General features: G+C 68.3%; 13 protein-coding genes. 10 read left to right on the forward strand and 3 right to left on the reverse strand.

Going from position 1 to position 16,683, the window contains the following annotated elements; all coding sequences use genetic code 11:
- Position 1 precedes the first annotated feature (1 nt).
- The 10 genes from pglZ (at position 2) to CKO40_RS10485 (ending at position 13,157) form a co-directional block, all read left to right on the forward strand.
- Complete coding sequence (pglZ, locus tag CKO40_RS10440; protein WP_200346146.1) at positions 2–3,124, forward strand: BREX-2 system phosphatase PglZ; 3,123 nt, start codon at positions 2–4, stop codon at positions 3,122–3,124.
- Positions 3,124–4,440, forward strand: coding sequence for a BREX system ATP-binding protein BrxD (brxD, locus tag CKO40_RS10445; protein WP_200346147.1), 1,317 nt, complete (start codon positions 3,124–3,126; stop codon positions 4,438–4,440). The genes pglZ and brxD overlap by 1 nt, the downstream gene beginning before the upstream one ends.
- Positions 4,441–4,549: 109 nt before the next feature.
- A complete protein-coding gene (locus CKO40_RS10450; RefSeq protein ID WP_200346148.1) occupies positions 4,550–4,777 on the forward strand; it encodes an AbrB/MazE/SpoVT family DNA-binding domain-containing protein in 228 nt (75 codons plus the stop codon).
- Positions 4,774–5,160 (forward strand): type II toxin-antitoxin system death-on-curing family toxin, encoded by a 387-nt coding sequence (locus tag CKO40_RS10455; protein WP_200346149.1) that lies wholly within the window; start codon positions 4,774–4,776, stop codon positions 5,158–5,160. The genes CKO40_RS10450 and CKO40_RS10455 overlap by 4 nt, the downstream gene beginning before the upstream one ends.
- Positions 5,157–7,286, forward strand: a complete 2,130-nt coding sequence (locus CKO40_RS10460) for a DEAD/DEAH box helicase (RefSeq protein WP_200346150.1) — start codon at positions 5,157–5,159, stop codon at positions 7,284–7,286. The genes CKO40_RS10455 and CKO40_RS10460 overlap by 4 nt, the downstream gene beginning before the upstream one ends.
- A 293-nt stretch (positions 7,287–7,579) precedes the next feature.
- Positions 7,580–9,406 carry a SufS family cysteine desulfurase gene (locus CKO40_RS10465; RefSeq protein WP_200346151.1) on the forward strand — a complete coding sequence of 609 codons (1,827 nt, stop codon included), beginning with the start codon at positions 7,580–7,582 and terminating at the stop codon, positions 9,404–9,406.
- A gap of 181 nt (positions 9,407–9,587) precedes the next feature.
- A complete protein-coding gene (locus CKO40_RS10470) occupies positions 9,588–11,189 on the forward strand; it encodes an AbgT family transporter (protein WP_200346152.1) in 1,602 nt (533 codons plus the stop codon).
- Positions 11,190–11,318: 129 nt separating this feature from the next.
- Positions 11,319–11,528 carry a hypothetical protein gene (locus tag CKO40_RS10475; RefSeq protein ID WP_207173554.1) on the forward strand — a complete coding sequence of 70 codons (210 nt, stop codon included), beginning with the start codon at positions 11,319–11,321 and terminating at the stop codon, positions 11,526–11,528.
- A gap of 115 nt (positions 11,529–11,643) precedes the next feature.
- Positions 11,644–12,627, forward strand: coding sequence for a YfdX family protein (locus tag CKO40_RS10480; RefSeq protein WP_200346154.1), 984 nt, complete (start codon positions 11,644–11,646; stop codon positions 12,625–12,627).
- A gap of 11 nt (positions 12,628–12,638) precedes the next feature.
- A complete protein-coding gene (locus tag CKO40_RS10485) occupies positions 12,639–13,157 on the forward strand; it encodes an Hsp20/alpha crystallin family protein (protein WP_200346155.1) in 519 nt (172 codons plus the stop codon).
- Between the two features lie 19 nt (positions 13,158–13,176).
- On the opposite strand, the gene CKO40_RS10490 is transcribed toward CKO40_RS10485, so the two are convergent.
- The 3 genes from CKO40_RS10490 to CKO40_RS10500 all read right to left on the reverse strand — a co-directional run bounded on the left by CKO40_RS10490 (position 13,177) and on the right by CKO40_RS10500 (position 16,459).
- On the reverse strand, positions 13,177–15,180 hold the full coding sequence (locus CKO40_RS10490; RefSeq protein ID WP_200346156.1) for a cation:proton antiporter domain-containing protein: 2,004 nt from the start codon (positions 15,178–15,180) through the stop codon (positions 13,177–13,179).
- 397 nt (positions 15,181–15,577) lie between these two features.
- Positions 15,578–15,976: an Hsp20/alpha crystallin family protein gene (locus CKO40_RS10495; RefSeq protein ID WP_200346157.1), complete on the reverse strand. Its 399-nt coding sequence runs from the start codon at positions 15,974–15,976 to the stop codon at positions 15,578–15,580.
- Between the two features lie 42 nt (positions 15,977–16,018).
- Entirely contained in the window at positions 16,019–16,459 is a 441-nt protein-coding gene (locus CKO40_RS10500) for an Hsp20/alpha crystallin family protein (RefSeq protein WP_200346158.1), read from the reverse strand.
- Positions 16,460–16,683: the final 224 nt, after the last annotated feature.

A 16,683-nucleotide genomic window follows, 5' to 3' on the forward strand; every position in this document is an offset into this window, starting at 1 on the left:
GGTGACGCTCCTGGACGAGACGACCCTCCCGAAACCGATCCTGGCCCAGGTGCGGGCGATCCTCGCTCGCGATGCGGACGCGGATCGGATGGCGCTGGTCTGGCCGGACCCGATCACGCCGGCCGAGCGGGTGCAGCAGGTCGACGGCGTCGCGCTGCGGTTCGTCTGGTGTGCGTCGGAGCTGGCGCTGCGCGAGCGGTTGGTCGCCAATCGGGGCGCCCCTGGAGCGGCTCCCAAGGCCGACCCCGAGGCTGATCCCGGGGCCGATCCCGAGGCCGATCCTGAAGTCGTCCTCGAGGCTGCTGCCGGCGAGACCGGGCAGGCAGCGGGCGACCCGCGCCTGGTGCTGCTGACGCCCCTCGACGAGCGGCGCCTGTCGCGCGATCTGCTGGCGCGGCTGTGGGGGCATGCGCCGAAGCGGATCAGCCCCTGGCGGACGCTGGAGCAGCTGCTGCGGCTGCGGGAGATCGACCCGCGCTTGACGACCAAAGACTATCGCTGGATCAGCGCCTGCCTGCTCGAGCAATACGATCGCTACCGCGATCGGGTCCAGTTCGGCGAGGTGCTGGATTTCGATCTGGCGTGGCGGGCGCTGGCGACGGCGCTGTTGGACCTGGACGGCGAGGGCCTGGACCTGGACATGCTGCTGGACTGGTCGCAGCGGCCGGATTCGACGGCGCGGGTCGCGGCGCTGCCGGAGCCGATGGCGCAGCACCTGGAGGACTGGCTGCGGCCGCGGCTCGGGGAGCAGGTGCAGGTCGTGCTGGCGCTGTGGCGCAACGGGCAGGCCGGCGGGATGCTCGCGATCGGGCTGGTCTGCAGCCTGCTTTACGGGCGCGAGCGCCAGCCGAGCGACCGCCAGCCGAGCGACCGCCAGCCGAGCGACCGCCAGTCGAGCGACCGCCAGTCGAGCGACCGCCAGCCGGGCCGGTCGGCGCTGGCGACCCTGCTGCAGGCGCGCGGCCGTTTCAGCGAGCGCCTGCTGGGCGGGGCCGCGATCCCGGAACCGCTGCTGGCACGCTTCGGCGCCGCGGCCGTCTCGCACCTGGAGCGCGCACTGGCGGCGAACCCGGCGCTGGAGATCGGCCCCATCGTCGATGCGGCCGAGCAGCTGCTGGCCAGCCTCGAGCTGACGCAGCTGGCGGTCGAGTCCGATCTGCTGCCCAAGGGCTACGCGCTGCGGCTGACGGCCTTCACCCAGGCGCTGGAGCAGGTGTTGGATCAGGTGTTGGATCAGGTCTCGGAGCCGATCCAGCCGCAGTCCCCCGAGCGGCCCCCCGAGCGGTCCTCGAAGCAGTCCTCCAGCCCATCCGCGCAGCAGCCCAAGAACCGGGCTCCAGGACGGCGACGAGCCCAAGTTGGGCTCACACAATCCATCCTGGCGGCGCAAGAGACGCTGGCGCAGCTCGAGCGGCATCGGCTCGCGGGTCGACAGGACGCGGGCAGGGCACAGCAGCTGCAGACGGCACGGATGGCGCTGCGCGCCTGCCAGTGGCTCGCGACCAGTCCCGCAAGCGACGCGCCGCCGGCGGCCGCGATCCAGGACTACCTCGCCCACGGCGGCTGGCTCGATTGGGCGCGCAGCAAGCTCTGGCGTGGCGACGCGCACGAGCCGCTGAGCCGCGTCTACAAGCGCCTCTCGGCCCGACTCGCGGAACGCCGGGAGGCCTTCAACCAGGGCTTCGCGCGGCATCTGCCGGCGATCGCCCGGGGCGACCGGATCGCCGACTGGGTCGTGCCGATCGAGGACGGGTTGGCGCAGCGGGTGGCGCCGCTGGCGGACGCGCGTCCGGTTTTGCTGGTGGTGCTCGATGGGATGAGCCAGGCCGTCTATCGTGAGCTGGCCGAGGATCTGCTGCGCCATCACTGGGTCGAGCTGCAGCCCCTCGAGCCCGCCGCCGAGACCTGTCTGCTGGCGGCGTTGCCGACCATCACCCGGCTGTCCCGCTATGCGCTCTTGTCGGGCAGCCTCGGTGAGGGCGTCAGCAGCGACGAGAAGCGGGCCTTCGCGAGCCATGCGGCGCTGAGGCGGGTCTCGTCGGCGAAGGCGCCGCCGCAGCTGTTCCACAAGGCGGAGCTGACCGAGCCCCGTAGCGGATCGCTCTCAGAGCGCCTGCGTGCGGCCATCGCCAGTGAGCAGCCCAGGGTGATCGGCGCCGTGGTCAACGCCGTCGACGATCAGCTCAGCAGCAATGCCCAGCTCGGTGTGCCCTGGTCGCTGGCCGCGCTGGCGGTGCTGCGGCAGATGCTGGAGGCGGCACGGGAGTCCGGGCGCTTGGTGGTGCTGACCAGTGACCACGGTCATGTGCTCGACCACGACATGCAGCGACGGCAGGCGGCGACCGACGCGGAGCGGTTCCGGTCCGCCGCCGAGCTGTCTGCAGGGGCCGAGCCGGAGCCGGGCGAGGTCCTGGTCGAGGGCCGGCGCGTGGCCACGCCGGAGCAGCGGGTGGTGTTGCCTTGGTCGGAGCAGCTGCGCTACGGGGCTCAGAAGATGGGCTATCACGGCGGAGGCGCCCCGCAGGAGGTGCTGGTGCCGTTCGGGGTGTTCCGCAGCGCCGGGGATTCCGCGCCGGTCGCGGGCTGGCAGGAGGTGCCGCGGCGCGAGCCCGACTGGTGGCTGCTCGATGGCGAGACCGCCATGACATCGAAGACACGGTCGTCCAGCGCGGCGCCGGCCGGCGTTGAGGCGGCGCCGTCGCCGGCGCAATCACCGGCGCGATCATCGGCGCGCGATGCGGCGAAGGCCGCGGGGCAGCTGGCGCTTGATCTCGCGGCCGAGACGGCCGCAACCGGAGGTCATCGCGATGCCGGGCCCGACTGGATCGACGCGCTGCTAGCCTCGCCGGTCTACCAGCAGATCAAAGGCCGCGGCGGGCGGGTTCCGATCAGCGACGCGCAGTTGCGCCGCCTGCTGAGCCTGTTGGCCCAAGGGGATGGGCAGCAGATGATGGAGCCGCTGGCGAAGGGGCTGGGCATCCCGTCCATCCGCCTGCCCGGTCTTCTTGCCGGGGCTTCGAGGCGGCTGAACCTGGATGGCTATCCGCTGCTGTCGGTGGATCGTGCAGCGAAGACCGTCAGGCTCGACATCCGGTCGCTGCGCGTCCAGTTCGAACTCGACTGATGGCCGTCAGCAGCCAGCGCCGGGCCGACATCATCGACGCGCTGCGGCGCGGGACGGTGCCGGAGGACGGGCTGGACGCGCTGGCGGTCGGCCTGGGTCCGTTCGCCGCGGCCTTCGAGGCCGAGCTCGAGCGCGCGAGCCAGGGCCGCGGGCAGTTCAAGGCGGTGCGCGGCGAGTATGGCAGCGGCAAGACCTTCCTCGCCCGTTGGCTGCGCGAGCGCGCCCATCAGCGGGGCTTCGCCTGCGCCGAGGTGCAGGTCTCCGAGACCGAGACGCCGCTGCACCGGCTGGAGACCGTCTACCGCCGCCTGATGGAGCGACTGACGACCGCGGAGACACCCTCCGGCGCCTTCCGCAACGTCATCGAGTCCTGGTTCTTCACGCTGGAAGAGGACGTGCTGGCCCAGGGCGAGCTGGACCCGGACGACGCCCAGGCCCTGGTTACGGCCACCGATGCGCTGATGGAGAAGCGCCTCGGTGAGGTGGTGCGCTCGGCGCCGGCCTTCGCGCTGACGCTGCGCGCCTACCGGCGGGCGCTGCTCGAGGGCGCCGACGAGATCGCCGACGGGCTGCTCGCGTGGATGGCCGGCCAGCCCAATGTCGCCGCATCGGTGAAGCGCTATGCGCAGATCAAGGGCGACATCGACCACTTCGGGGCACTGAGCTTCCTGCAGGGCGTGCTGACCATCCTCAAGGACTCCGGGCATCCGGGCCTGCTGTTGGTGCTCGACGAGGTCGAGACCCTGCAGCGGATGCGCGCCGACGGGCGCGACAAGAGCCTGAACGCGTTGCGCCAGCTGATGGACGAGATCGACAGCGGCCGCTTCCCGGGGCTGTACCTGCTGATCACCGGCACCACGGCCTTCTTCGAGGGGCCGATGGGGGTGCAGCGCCTGCCGCCGCTGGCGCAGCGTCTGGCGGTGGATTTCACCACCGATGCGCGCTTCGACAACCCGCGGGCGGTGCAGATCCGGCTCAAGGGCTTCGATCTGGCGGCGCTGCGCGAGGTCGGCTGCAAGGTGCGCGACCTCTATGCGGCCGGCAGCGCGTCGGCCCGGGTGGCACAGGTCGTCGATGACGCGCTGGTGGCCTCCCTGGCCGAGGCCGTCACCGGCCAGCTCGGCGGCAAGGTCGGTATCGCCCCGCGGGTGTTCCTGAAGAAGCTGGTGGGCGATGTGCTCGACCGGGTCGACCAGTTCGACGACTTCGATCCGCGCCAGCACTATGCGCCGACCCTCGATGAGCGCGAGCTGACGCCGGTCGAGCGCGCGGCGCGGTCGGCGGGCGGCGTGGACGATATCGAGCTGGATCTTTGAGGTTTTCGGTACGCGTGTCGGCGCTACCCGTCGCTGCCTGCGCTTGCCAAATGGTGCCGATACCTGGGATGTTGGCGTAATCACATGAGTCATCGCAACGGGCCCGAGCATGGTTGAACTGAAGATCATCAGGATAGGTAACTCGCTTGGCGTGCGTTTGCCGCGTGAGGTATTGAGCCGTATGCACCTGGCTGATGGCGATAAGCTGATCCTGACCGAGGCGCCGGAGGGCGGCTATCGACTGTCGCCTTACGACCCGGAGTTTGAGCGGCAACTGGAGATCGCGGAACAGGGTATTCGCGAATACCGCAACACGCTGCGTGAGCTTGCCAAGTGACTGCGCCGGTCTGGCTCAAGGATGAGCTGGCGTTGGTGCTGCACGAGCGGCTGGTGGCCGGCTTCGGCGGTCGCGCCGGGGTCCGCGACCAGGGCCTGCTCGAATCGGCAATGGCTCGTCCACGGCAGATCGCCACCTACGGCAGCAGCGACATCGTCGATCTTGCCGCTGCCTATGCCGTGGGTATCATCCGCAATCATCCCTTCATCGACGGCAACAAGCGAGTCGGCTTCATGCTGGCCTATATCTTTATGATTCGCAACGGGTATCGCCTTACGGCCGGCGAAGCGGCAGCCACGCGAGCCGTGTTGGACCTGGCGTCCGGGGACCTGAGCGAGCACGCATTCGCACGCTGGCTTGCCGATCATTCGGAACCGGCTTGACCGCATTCGACCAGCTGCATCCGGCGCTGCAGCATCACATCGTCAACAGTCTCGGCTGGCGCTCGCTGCGGCCGCTGCAGGAGGCGGCCATCGCGCCGATCCTGGCCGGCGAGCATGCACTGCTGCTGGCGCCGACCGCGGGCGGCAAGACCGAGGCGGCTGTGCTGCCGGTGCTCTCGAGGGCGCTGAGCGAGCACTGGCAGGGACTCGGCGTCCTCTATCTCTGTCCGATCAAGGCGCTGCTGAACAACCTGGAGCCGCGTCTCGCCCATTATGCCGGCCTGCTCGGGCGCCGCGCGGCGCTGTGGCACGGCGATATCGGGGCAGCGGCCAAGGGCCGGCTCCTGAGCGAGCCGCCCGATCTGCTGCTGACGACGCCGGAGTCGCTGGAGGGGATGCTGGTCTCGCGGCGCGTCGATCAGCGGCGGCTGTTCGGCGGGCTGCAGACCGTCATCATCGATGAGCTGCATGCCTTCGCCGGCGATGACCGCGGCTGGCATCTGCTGTATCTACTCGAGCGGCTGAGCCGCCTCGCGGGCCGCGAGCTGCAGCGCCTGGGTCTGTCGGCGACCATCGGCAATCCGCAGGCACTGTGCGATTGGCTCGCCGGCGGCTGCGAGCGGCCGTGGCGGGTGCTCGACCCGCCGGCTGAGGCCGGCCAGGTCACGGCGGGCGCTGCCGCCGCCAACAGCGACGTGGAACTGGACTGGGTCGGCAGCCTGGAGAACGCCGCGCGGGTGATCGCGCGGCTGCACCGCGGCGAGAAGCGCCTGGTCTTCTGCGACAGCCGGGCACGGGTCGAGCAGCTGGCACTGGCGCTGCGGGCGCTCGGGGTGCGGACCTTCGTCTCCCATAGCTGCCTGAGCCTGGAGGAGCGCCAGGCCGCTGAGGCGGCCTTCGCCGCGGGCAGCGATTTTGTCATCGTCGCGACCAGCACGCTCGAGCTCGGCGTCGATGTCGGCGATCTCGATCGGGTGATCCAGATCGACGCGCCGACAACCGTGGCGTCCTTCTTGCAGCGCATCGGCCGTACCGGGCGGCGCGCCGGTAGCCGGCGCAACTGCCTATTCCTGGTGACGCGCGAGGACGCCTTCCTGCAGGCCGCCGCCCTGCTGCAGCTCTGGCGCGAGGGCTATGTGGAGCCGGTGACGCCGCCGCCGCTGCCGCTGCACATCTTCGCGCAGCAGATCATGGCCCTGGCGCTCCAGGAGGGCGGCATCAGCGCCGCCGATTGGCCGCACTGGCTCGGGCGCCTGCCGGGGCTGGCGGATCTGGAGCCCGCTCAGCTCGATGCAGTGCTTGCGTACATGCTCGACACCGGCATCCTGCATTCGGACCAGGGTCTGCTCGGCCTCGGCGGCGAGGGCGAACGCCGCTTCGGTCGCAAGCATTTCCTGGAGCTCTTGTCCGTGTTCGTGAGCCCGCCGCTGGTGCGGGTCTTTCACGGCCGTCAGGAGATCGGCGCGGTGCATCAATCCACCTTCATCGTGCAGCAAGAAGGCCCGACGGTGTTGAGCCTCGGCGGGCGCGCGTGGCGGACGACGCATGTCGACTGGCCGCGCCGCAAGGCGTATGTGGAGCCCAGCGACGGGCGCGGCCGCTCGCGCTGGCTCGGTGCCGGGCAGCCGCTGCCCTTCGCGCTCTGTCAGGCGATGACCCGCGTCCTGGCCCGTGAAGGCCATCCGGTGCGCTTCTCGCGGCGGGCGTCGGACAGGATGGAGACCTTGCGCGAGGGCTACGACTGGGTGGCGCCGGGGCGCTCCGTCCTGGTCCTCGATGAGGACGGCGCGGTGCGCTGGTGGACCTTCGCCGGCAAGCTCGTCAACGCCGCGCTGGCCCATGCGCTGCGCGATCAGGCGGCGACGGTGCGGACCGACAATCTCTCGATCGGCTTCGACGGTGGCGTCGATCTCGATGCGTTGCGGGCCGTGATCCTGCGCGTCTTGAGTGCGCCGTTCGCCGGGATCGAGGTGCCGCTGGACGAGGATTTCATCGCCGAGCTGAAATTCGCCCGCTGCCTGCCGGCTGAAGCACGCGCGCGGGTGCTGGCCACGAGATACGACCTTCGCGATGATCTCCAAGCGCTGTCAGCCTATCCGCTCGCGCTGGTCCGGCTGCGCGGTTGAGCCTATACATCGAGGTTGTCGCCTTGTGCCCTAGCCGAGCGACCGCCCACAATGCGGCGCCCTTGATCGATATCCTGTCCCTTTGCCTTGGCCTTCGCCTTGGCCTTTGCTGGTTCAGCCCTAGGCCGCATCGGCCGCGGTGCCCGATCGGGTCGCCACCAGCAGTAACGAAGCGCCCGAATCGCTTGGTCTCGTGTTCGGTCGGAACAACCATCGAAGTGAATCGGCCCGTCGTCAGGCAATCGCTTAGCCATGTCAGAGGGCCGTGAAGCCAGACTTATGAGGGCTGCATCATGACGTTCCAGGGCTCGATTGCGATCCATCCGCCGGCCGCGTCGCCGAGCGCCCAGGCACTTCCTGGGGTGCGGGAGCAGTTCCCGATCCTTCGCCAGCACAGCGGGGAGCAGGACCTCGTCTTTCTGGACAGCGCCGCCAGCACCCAACAGCCGACGGCTGTGATCGATGCGGTCGCCGACTATCACCGCCACCGGCATGCGAACATCCATCGCGCGGTCTATCGGCTCTCGCAGGCCGCAACCCGTGATTACGAGCAGGCGCGCGCGATCGTGGCAGCCTTCATCAATGCGGCCGAGCCGGAATCCTGTCTGTTCACCCGCGGCACGACCGAGGCGATCAATCTGGTCGCTGCGAGCTGGGGGCGGGCCAACCTGCGCCCGGGTGATGAGATCATCCTGACGCGACTCGAGCATCACTCGAACATCGTCCCCTGGCAGCTCGTCGCCGAGGCGACCGGGGCGCGCATCCGGGTGGTGCCGATCAACGCGCTCGGTGAGCTCGATCTGGACGCCTATCGCGCACTGCTGTCGCCGCGCACCCGGCTGGTCGCGGTCAACCATGTCTCGAATGCGCTCGGCACCATCAACCCGATCGAGACGCTCATCGCCGAGGCGCATGCCGCCGGCGCGCTGGTGCTGATCGATGGCGCGCAGTGGATCGCCCACGGCCGCACCGATGTCCAGGCGCTCGATGCGGACTTCTACGCGTTCTCGGGCCACAAGCTCTATGGGCCAACCGGGATCGGGGTGCTCTACGGCAAGCGCCATCTACTCGAGGCGATGCCGCCGTACCAGGGCGGCGGCGACATGATCGAGCGCGTGAGCTTCGCCGGCACCACCTATGCGGGGCTGCCGAACCGCTTCGAGGCCGGCACCCCGAACATCTCCGGCGCGGTGGGGCTCGGCGCGGCGATCGACTGGCTCGCTGCGCTCGATCTCGACCGGGTCGGGGCCTATGAGCAGGCGTTGCTGGCCTATGCGACCGAGCGGGTCGAGGCGATTTCCGGCGTCGAGATCAAGGGTCGGGCCGCGCGCAAGAGCGGGGTGATCTCGTTCGTGGTCACCGACCCGCCAGTGGCGGCGCTCGATGTCGGGACCCAACTCGATCTGCGCGGGGTCTGCATCCGCACCGGTCATCATTGCTGCCAGCCGTTGATGGAGGATCTCGGTGTGGCGGGCACGGCGCGGATGTCGTTGGCCCTCTATAACACCCGCGAAGACATCGATCGCTTCGCCGACAGCCTGGCCGAGATCGTCGACCAAGCCCGTTCCGATGCGGCAGCGAAGGCCGAGCGCGCTCGGGACCGGCAGCAAGCGGCGGCGAGCGCCGGAGAGCAGGGGGCGATCGAGGTCGCCTATCCGGCGGCGACGGCGCCGTCACCGGAGGCCGCTGCCGAGGCGATTGCTGATGATTTCGCGCTGCTGCCGGATTGGCCCACCCGGCATAACTATCTGATCGAGCTCGGCGAGCGGCTGCCGCCGATGCCGGACGCGCTCAAGACCGAGGCGAACCGGGTGCAGGGCTGTCAGAGCACCGTCTACCTGTCGGCGCGGCGCAAGCCGGGCGCCGATACCGAGATCGAGTTCCTCGCCGACAGCGATGCGGCGATCGTCCGCGGTCTGATCGCGTTGCTCGAGCAGCTGTGCTCGGGTCAGTCGGCCGAAGCGATCCTGGCCTTCGATATCGAGGGGTTCTTCGCGCGGCTCGGCCTGGATCAGCATCTGAGCCTCTCGCGCCGCAACGGGCTCGACGCGATGGTGCAGCGCCTGCGGGCGTTGGCGGCGCAGCGGCAGGCCCCGGCGATCGGTCAGTCCAATTGCTAAGAGACCCTATCAAAACGGCCGCTCAAGTTGCGCAAGCGACTGATCTAACTGGACGCATGAGCCAGGCTGTTCGGCATTCTAAGGCGCGTCCGGCTTCGGACCGCTCATTCGGTCACGCAACGGTCTTGAGAGACCCGAGCGAGATGTCCGATCAGCCTGAACAAGCTTCCTGATTTCTGCTATGTCTCCGACGAATCAGGTCCGAGCGAGCCGTTGGCTGGATGCGGTCGAGCGGCTCGGTAACCGACTGCCCGATCCGGCGACCCTGTTCGCGCTCGGCACCCTGCTGCTGATGCTGCTCTCGGCGCTCGTCGCCGCACTCGGCTGGCAGGTCGAGCGGGTCTCGGCCGAGGGCGTTCAGCGGGTCGGTGCGGTCAGCCTGCTCAGCAGCGATGGCCTCTGGTGGCTGATCTCGCATCTGGTCGAGAACTTCGTCACCTTCCCGCCGCTCGGGCTGGTGCTGGTCGGGCTGCTCGGGATCGGCGTGGCCGAGCGCTCGGGCCTGCTGCCGGTGCTGCTGCGCCGGCTGCTCGATGCCGCTCCGGCATCACTGTTGACGCCGGCGACAGTGCTGGTCGGTATCCTGTCGTCACTGGCGCTCGATGCTGGTTATGTCGTCCTGCCGCCGCTGGCCGCCGGCCTGTTCCTGGCCGCCGGGCGCTCGCCGTTGGCCGGGATCGCGGCGGTGACCGCCGGTGTCACCTGCGGCTTCTCGGCCAACCTCTTCCTGACCGGGCTCGATCCGCTGCTGGCCGGGCTCTCGAGCGCCGGCGCCCAGTTGCTCGACGCCGATTACCAGGTCGCGATCACCGCGAACTGGTGGTTCATGATCGCCTCGACGGTGGTGCTGACCGCCGTTGGGACCCTGGTCACCCACCGGCTCGTCGAGCCGCGCCTGTCGCAAGCAGGCGCCGCCGGAACCCAAGACGAGACAGCAGCCGCATCAGCGGGCTCGAAAGGTGTCGATCCGGCAGGCCCGGCAGATCGCGATCGGGCAGGCCCGGCAGAGGGCGAGTCCGCCCGGGCGGCCGAGGAGCGGGGCCTGCGCTGGGCGGCGTGGGCCTTGCTGCTGCTGATCGCCGCGCTGCTGGCTGCGGTGCTGATCCCGGGCGCGCCGCTGGCCGGCGACGGCGAGCATTTCCCGCGCTGGATGGAGGCGATGGTGCCGCTATTGCTGCTTGTGTTCCTCAGTACCGGGCTCGTCTACGGGGTCGGTGCTGGCACCATCCGCTCCGATCGCGACGCGATCGCGATGATGAGCGAGACGATGCGCGCGATGGGGCCCTACATCGTGCTGGCATTCTTCGCGGCGCAGTTCATCGCTTGCTTCGCCCAGTCGCGGCTCGGCGAGATGCTCGCGATCACCGGCGGGAGCTGGCTCGCGTCCCTCGGCCTGCCGCTCGCGCCGCTGGTGCTGAGCTTCGTGGTGCTGGTGATGCTCGGCAATCTGGTCATGGGCTCGGCCTCGGCGAAGTACGCCTTCTTCGCGCCGGTGTTCGTGCCGATGCTGATGCAGGCTGGCGTGAGCCCGGAGCTGACGCAGGCCGCCTATCGCGTCGGCGACTCCGTCACCAACGGCATCACCCCGTTCAATCCGTACCTGGTCATCATCCTCGCGTTCGTCCGCCGCTACGTGCCGCAGGCCGGCCTCGGAACCCTGCTCGCGCTGATGCTTCCGTACACGCTGGTGTTCGCCCCGGTCTGGACGCTGATGCTCGGGGGATGGGTCCTCGCCGGCTGGCCGCTCGGGCCGGGCGGGGCGCTTTCCTATCACCCGGGCTGACCGCGCTCAGGCTGTCGAAGAACGGCCATCCTGGCCGGCAACCGGACCGGGATCGGCCAGCCTGACCGGCTCGGTCGGGATGTGCACGGCGGTTTCCTCAGTTCAGACCGCCCAAACATGCCTCTATCCTTGCCGTTGAAGAATTCTGGCATCGTATTTGCTTTTATCGCGTTTGAGATGCCGCTACCCGCTTTTCGGGTTTTCGGCTCGGAATCGCAGTCTCCCCATGCCGGGGCGGCAGCGAATCGAAAGCAACGAGCTAAGGCGATTTCTGTCAAGGCTCATACCGCCTTGCTGGTCTTTTCGCTCGCCTTCTTCGTCGTGCCGCCGGTCACATAGCCCGGCTATGCTCCCGGCGACGCTCCTCGAAGGCAAACGAAAATCCTGCGCAATTCGGTACGAGCTTTTCCGGCAATCGCCTAACCAAATCACAGCAATACGTGGAGAAACAGCAATGCGAGTACGCAATCTGCGTTTGAACTTGTTGCGTTGGCTTGGCGTGCTGCTCGTGAGCGGCGGATTGGCCGTCGCTGGGCCTGCGACACCCCCGGCGCTTGCCACCGAGGGTGTCGCTAATAGCGGTGCGCAGGTCGAGGCCAGCACCAGCCAACAGACAGAAACGGCCTCGGAGGTGTCGGGACCTTCCGGTCAGGACGTGAATGAGGTCGACGCGAAGGCCGGCGATGCGACCGCACAACAGCGCGACCGGGTCATTGCCGATGCGGTACAGGCGATCGCCGAGACCCGCCGAGCGGTCACGGCTCTGGAGGAAGATGATGTCGATGCAGCGCTGAAGGCGCTGGAGGCAGCGACGGGCAAGCTCGAGTTGATCATGGCGAGACGCCCCGAGCTGGCGCTGGCGCCGATCGATGTGCGGGTCGTCCAGAGCGACCTCTACGCCACGCCGGAGGATGTCACCGACGCCGTGAAACAGGCCCGCGACCTTCTTGGCGACGGCGAGTTGCAAGAAGCCCGTCTTCTCGTCGCGAATCTCGCCAGCGAGGTCGTGGTCGAGACCGTGAACCTGCCGTTGGCGACCTATCCGGACGCCATCAAGGCCGCTGTGCCGTTGATCGATCGGGGTGACCTTGAGGCAGGGCAGCGACTGCTCGAGAACGCGCTCAGCACGCTTATCGTCCGGACCGAAGCCGTGATCCCGGTGCCGATCGTGCGCGCGCAGGAACTGCTTGCAGAGGCCGACGAGTTGGCCAAGACGGAGGACCGTAGCGACGAGCAGAACGCTCGCCTCGCGCAGCTGCTCGAGGCCGTGCGCACCGAGATCGAGCTCGCCGAGCGGCTGGACTACGGTGACGACGAACAGTTCGAGAAGCTGTATGCCCAGCTGCGGACCGTCGAGAAGAAGACCGAAGGCGGTCAATCCGGTAAGGGCTTCTTCGATTCACTCGATAAACAGCTCAGTGCACTGTTGCCGTTTTGAGGAGGTACATCATGTCGACGAATCTCCAGCAATTCCGTGAAAACATGACCGATGCATGGGACCGGCTCGTCCAAGGATGGAGCCAAGGCTGGAACGAGCTATCTCGCCGTGCCTCTGGGGCGATGACCCGATTCGGGCCGAAGCGTCGCGGCGATGGCGACGAGCCCAGCCGGCATGCGCAGCAGCATGCCTTGCGCAGCAGCGGTTGGGGCGTGCTCGCGGCCGAGGTCTTCGACGACGAGGATCGGGTCCGGGTGCGCTTGGAGGCGCCGGGCATGCACAAGGATGACCTCAATCTGACCGTGCTCGACAATTGCCTCCTCGTCCGCGGCGAGAAGCATTTCGAGGATGACCGCAGCGACGGACGCTACCGCATCACCGAGCGTGCCTACGGCGTGTTCGAGCGCTCCATCCCGCTACCGGCGGCGGTCGACAGCGACCGTGCCGAAGCGCGCTACGAGCATGGCGTCCTCCGCGTCGAGCTGCCGAAGACCGCGCCGCAGGGACGCCGGCGCGTCACGGTCGGCTGATGGTCGGCCGGTGGTGGGCTCAAGGTCCATCGAGTATCCGTGCGATGACCTGCTCCAGGGCCCGGCGGGGCCCCTGGAGCACCAGCACATCCCCGCCGCGCAGCTCGGTGTCCAGCAGGGCTCCCGGCACGCGGATACCACCGCGGCGCACATCCAGGAGCTCGACCCCGACAGACGCGAAGCCGAGCTGTTCCGGCGTCTTTCCCACCGCAGGGCTGTTGCGCTGCAGCGTGACCGCATGCATCTGCGGTCCTTCCCGATCCGCTCCGCTTTCGTCATCCCCATCGCTCAAGCCGCGACCGTCACCGGAATCGCCGAACACCGCGCGCAGCGGCGCGTAATGCTCAAGCCGCACACGCTCGACCGCCGCCTCCACCCGGGAATGCGGCAGACCGAGCAGCAGCAGCAACTGTTGGGTGAACTGCAGGCTTGACTCGAGCCGCTCTGGGTACAGATCGGCGCCGATAGCGCGCAGATCCGCGTCGTGCTCGGCACCGGTTGTACGGATCAGCACTGGGGGCAGGTCGCCCTGCTGCTGGAGCTGGAGCAGTGTCCGGGCCAGGCGATCGCCATCGCGACAGGTCACGGCAAGGGCCGCAGCGCGATCGAGGCCAGCAGCGCGCAGGATACCGGGGCGGGTGCAGTCGCCGTATGCGACCTTCGCGCCGGCGCTGCGGGCCTGGCGGACCCGTTCCGGGTCCAGATCGAGCGCCAGAGTCGCGATGCCCTCGCGCGCGAGCACGGCGGCGAGGTTCTGTCCCCGATCGCCGAAACCACAGATGAGCACGTGGCCCGACAACTCCGCGCCCTCATCGGCGAGTTGTGCCTCCGGCGCCGCGTTGGCTTCGGACTTGCGCCGGCCGGTCAGACGCGCAGCGATGAGGCCGTTGAAGCGCACCAACAGCGGCGCGGCGGCCATGCTCAGGACGAGCAGCGCCAGCATCGATTGACCGACCGCAGCGGGAATCAGCTCTCGCTCCAACGCCGAGGCGAGGAGCAGCAGGCCGAGCTCACCACCTTGAGCCAGACAGAGTGCGCCGCGCCAAGCAATCTCCCCTGACTGCCCAAAGAACGCAGCCAGACCGGCCACCAGCGCGGCCTTGACCAGGATCAGGCCGAACAGGGCCGGCAGCAGCCACAGTAGTTCGCTCGCGAGCAGGGCGAGATCGAGCTGCATGCCGATCGTGGCGAAAAAGAGTCCGAGCATCAGATCCCGGAATGGACGGATGTCCGCCTCGACCTGATGGCGGAAGGGCGTCTCGCCAAGGAGCATTCCCGCCATGAAGGCGCCAAGCGCCGGGGACAGACCCACGAGCTCGGAGAGCAAGGCCGCGGACAACGCCAGCAAGAGCGTCGTCAGCATGAAGAGCTCGAGCGATCTCGTTGCGGCAACCCAATGAAGGATGGCCGGCAACAGACGCCGCCCCAGCACAATCATGGCTACGAGCGTCGTGGCGGCCACCAGGACACGCCCGCTCAAACCGCCGAGCGCGGCGCCATCCGCCTCGGTCAGCGCCGGGAGCGCGGCCAGCAGACCGATCGCGGCCAGGTCTTGGAACAGCAGTACCGCGACGACCAAACGGCCATGCGGCGCCGCGAGCTCGAGCTGCTCGGCGAGCTGTTTGAGCACGATCGCGGTCGATGACATCGCCAGGGCGGCGCCGACCGCGAGCGCCCCAGCACCTGCGACATCGTCGCGCCACCACCAAAGGGCGCCGCCGAGCACCAGCGCGGTCAGTCCGATCTGGGCGCCGCCGAGACCGAAAACCAGCCGCCGCAGCGCCAGCAGTCGCGAAACCGAGAATTCCACCCCGATCGTGAACAGCAGCAAGACGACGCCCAGCTCGGCGAGGAACCGGGTCTCGGCGGAGTCCGGCAACAGGCCCAGCGCGTGCGGCCCTGTGAGGATACCGGTCGCAAGATAGCCAAGCACCGGCGACAACCCGAGCTGGCGGCAGAGCGCGACGGCCAGCACGCCCACAGCGAGCAAGATCAGGACATTCTCGAGCAAGGGTTCGACCATGGTCACGGAAGATCGGTAAGAACCGGGGGAGGGCGGGGAACAGCGGCCTGCGGAGCAGGCTTTCGGGTGCTTGCGCCCGGCAGGTCAGGCGGACCCCTTTCCGCGGCAGGAATTCGCACGCATCCGAAACGCAAAAGAAAGCGGCCCGCGCCCGGAATACCCGAAGGCTTCCGCAGCGCGCGCCGCCTGAGGCGATTTCTGTCAAAGCACATACCGCCTTGCTGGTCTTTTCGCTCGCCTTCTTCGTCGCGCCGCCGGTCACATAGCCCGGCTATGCTCCCGGCGACGCTCCTCGAAGGCAAACGACAATCCTGCGCAATTCGGTACGAGCTTTTCCGGCAATCGCCTGAGTTGATGTCCTTCCATGGACCTTGCCGTCATCTCAGCTAGCGAGCCTTCAGTCCGTCTTGACCTCGATCTTGCGCGGCTGCAACTCGGCCCGTTTAGGGATACGAACCCGCAACAGGCCGTCTTTGAGATTGGCTTCGACCTGCTCCGTGTCGAGCTCCGAGCTCAAGCTGAAGTTGCGCCGGTAGCGGGTTCCGCGCACGTCGGCGTAGAGTGCTCGCATCCCCTCGGGCATTGTGATGGCGACCTCGCCCTCGAGCGTGAGGCTGTTCCGGTCGACCTGGATGTCGAGGCGATCCTTGGCGACGCCGGGCATATCGGCCTCGACGACGATAGCGTTTGCGTCTTCGAAGATATCGACCGCCGGACGCAGGATGAGCTCGCGCTCGGTTGGGGCGCGCAGCGCGCCGTCCTCTTGCCGGGTGGTCATCTCTGTCTGCTCATTCATCGTCAACCTCCTCGATTCGCCAAAGTGAAACGCAATACGCGGTCATTGCACCCTGATCTGGCGGGGCTTGCCTTGCTCGCTGCGCTGGACCTGGACGTGAAGTACGCCGTCCCGGTACGCGGCCTCGACGCGGTCCGGATCGACGTCCTCGGGCAGCGTCATGACACGGCGGAAGCCGCCACCGAAACGCTCGCGGAGGTAATAGTCGGCATCGCCCTGGCGCTCGATGGCGCGTTCGCCGCTCATCGTCAGCAGATTACGCTGCATCGAGATATCGAGCGTGGACGGGTCGAGCCCGGGCGCGAAGGCATAGACGTGCACGGCGTCGTCCGAGGCGGCGATGTTCACCGGCGGGAAGCTGCCACGGGCCGTCGCCCGGATGCTGGCCGGTGCGCCCCAGGCGCCGAAGGCGTCATCGAGCTCCCGGTTGATGCGGGCGAACTCGTCGAACAGGGTGTCGAAGCTGGTCGGATAACCGAACATGGGTTGACCTCCTTCTGTTTTCGGATCGGCGAGTGGTCAAAGCCACCCGAATAAGCTCACCAAGCAGAAAGCAAGAAAGAGGCCAGATTTTGAAATCGCAGCGCGGCGCGTCCCGGCGGCCCGTCTCAGCCCAGAATCGGTTCGGATCGACGGCTCCGGCGGGACGCGATGCCCGCCTGCATGCTCAGTCGCTGGCTTCAGTGGTGTCCAGGGCCAGCCAAATC

The sequence above is a fragment of the Halochromatium glycolicum genome, assembly GCF_016584085.1.
Classification (GTDB): Bacteria; Pseudomonadota; Gammaproteobacteria; order Chromatiales; family Chromatiaceae; genus Lamprobacter; species Lamprobacter glycolicus.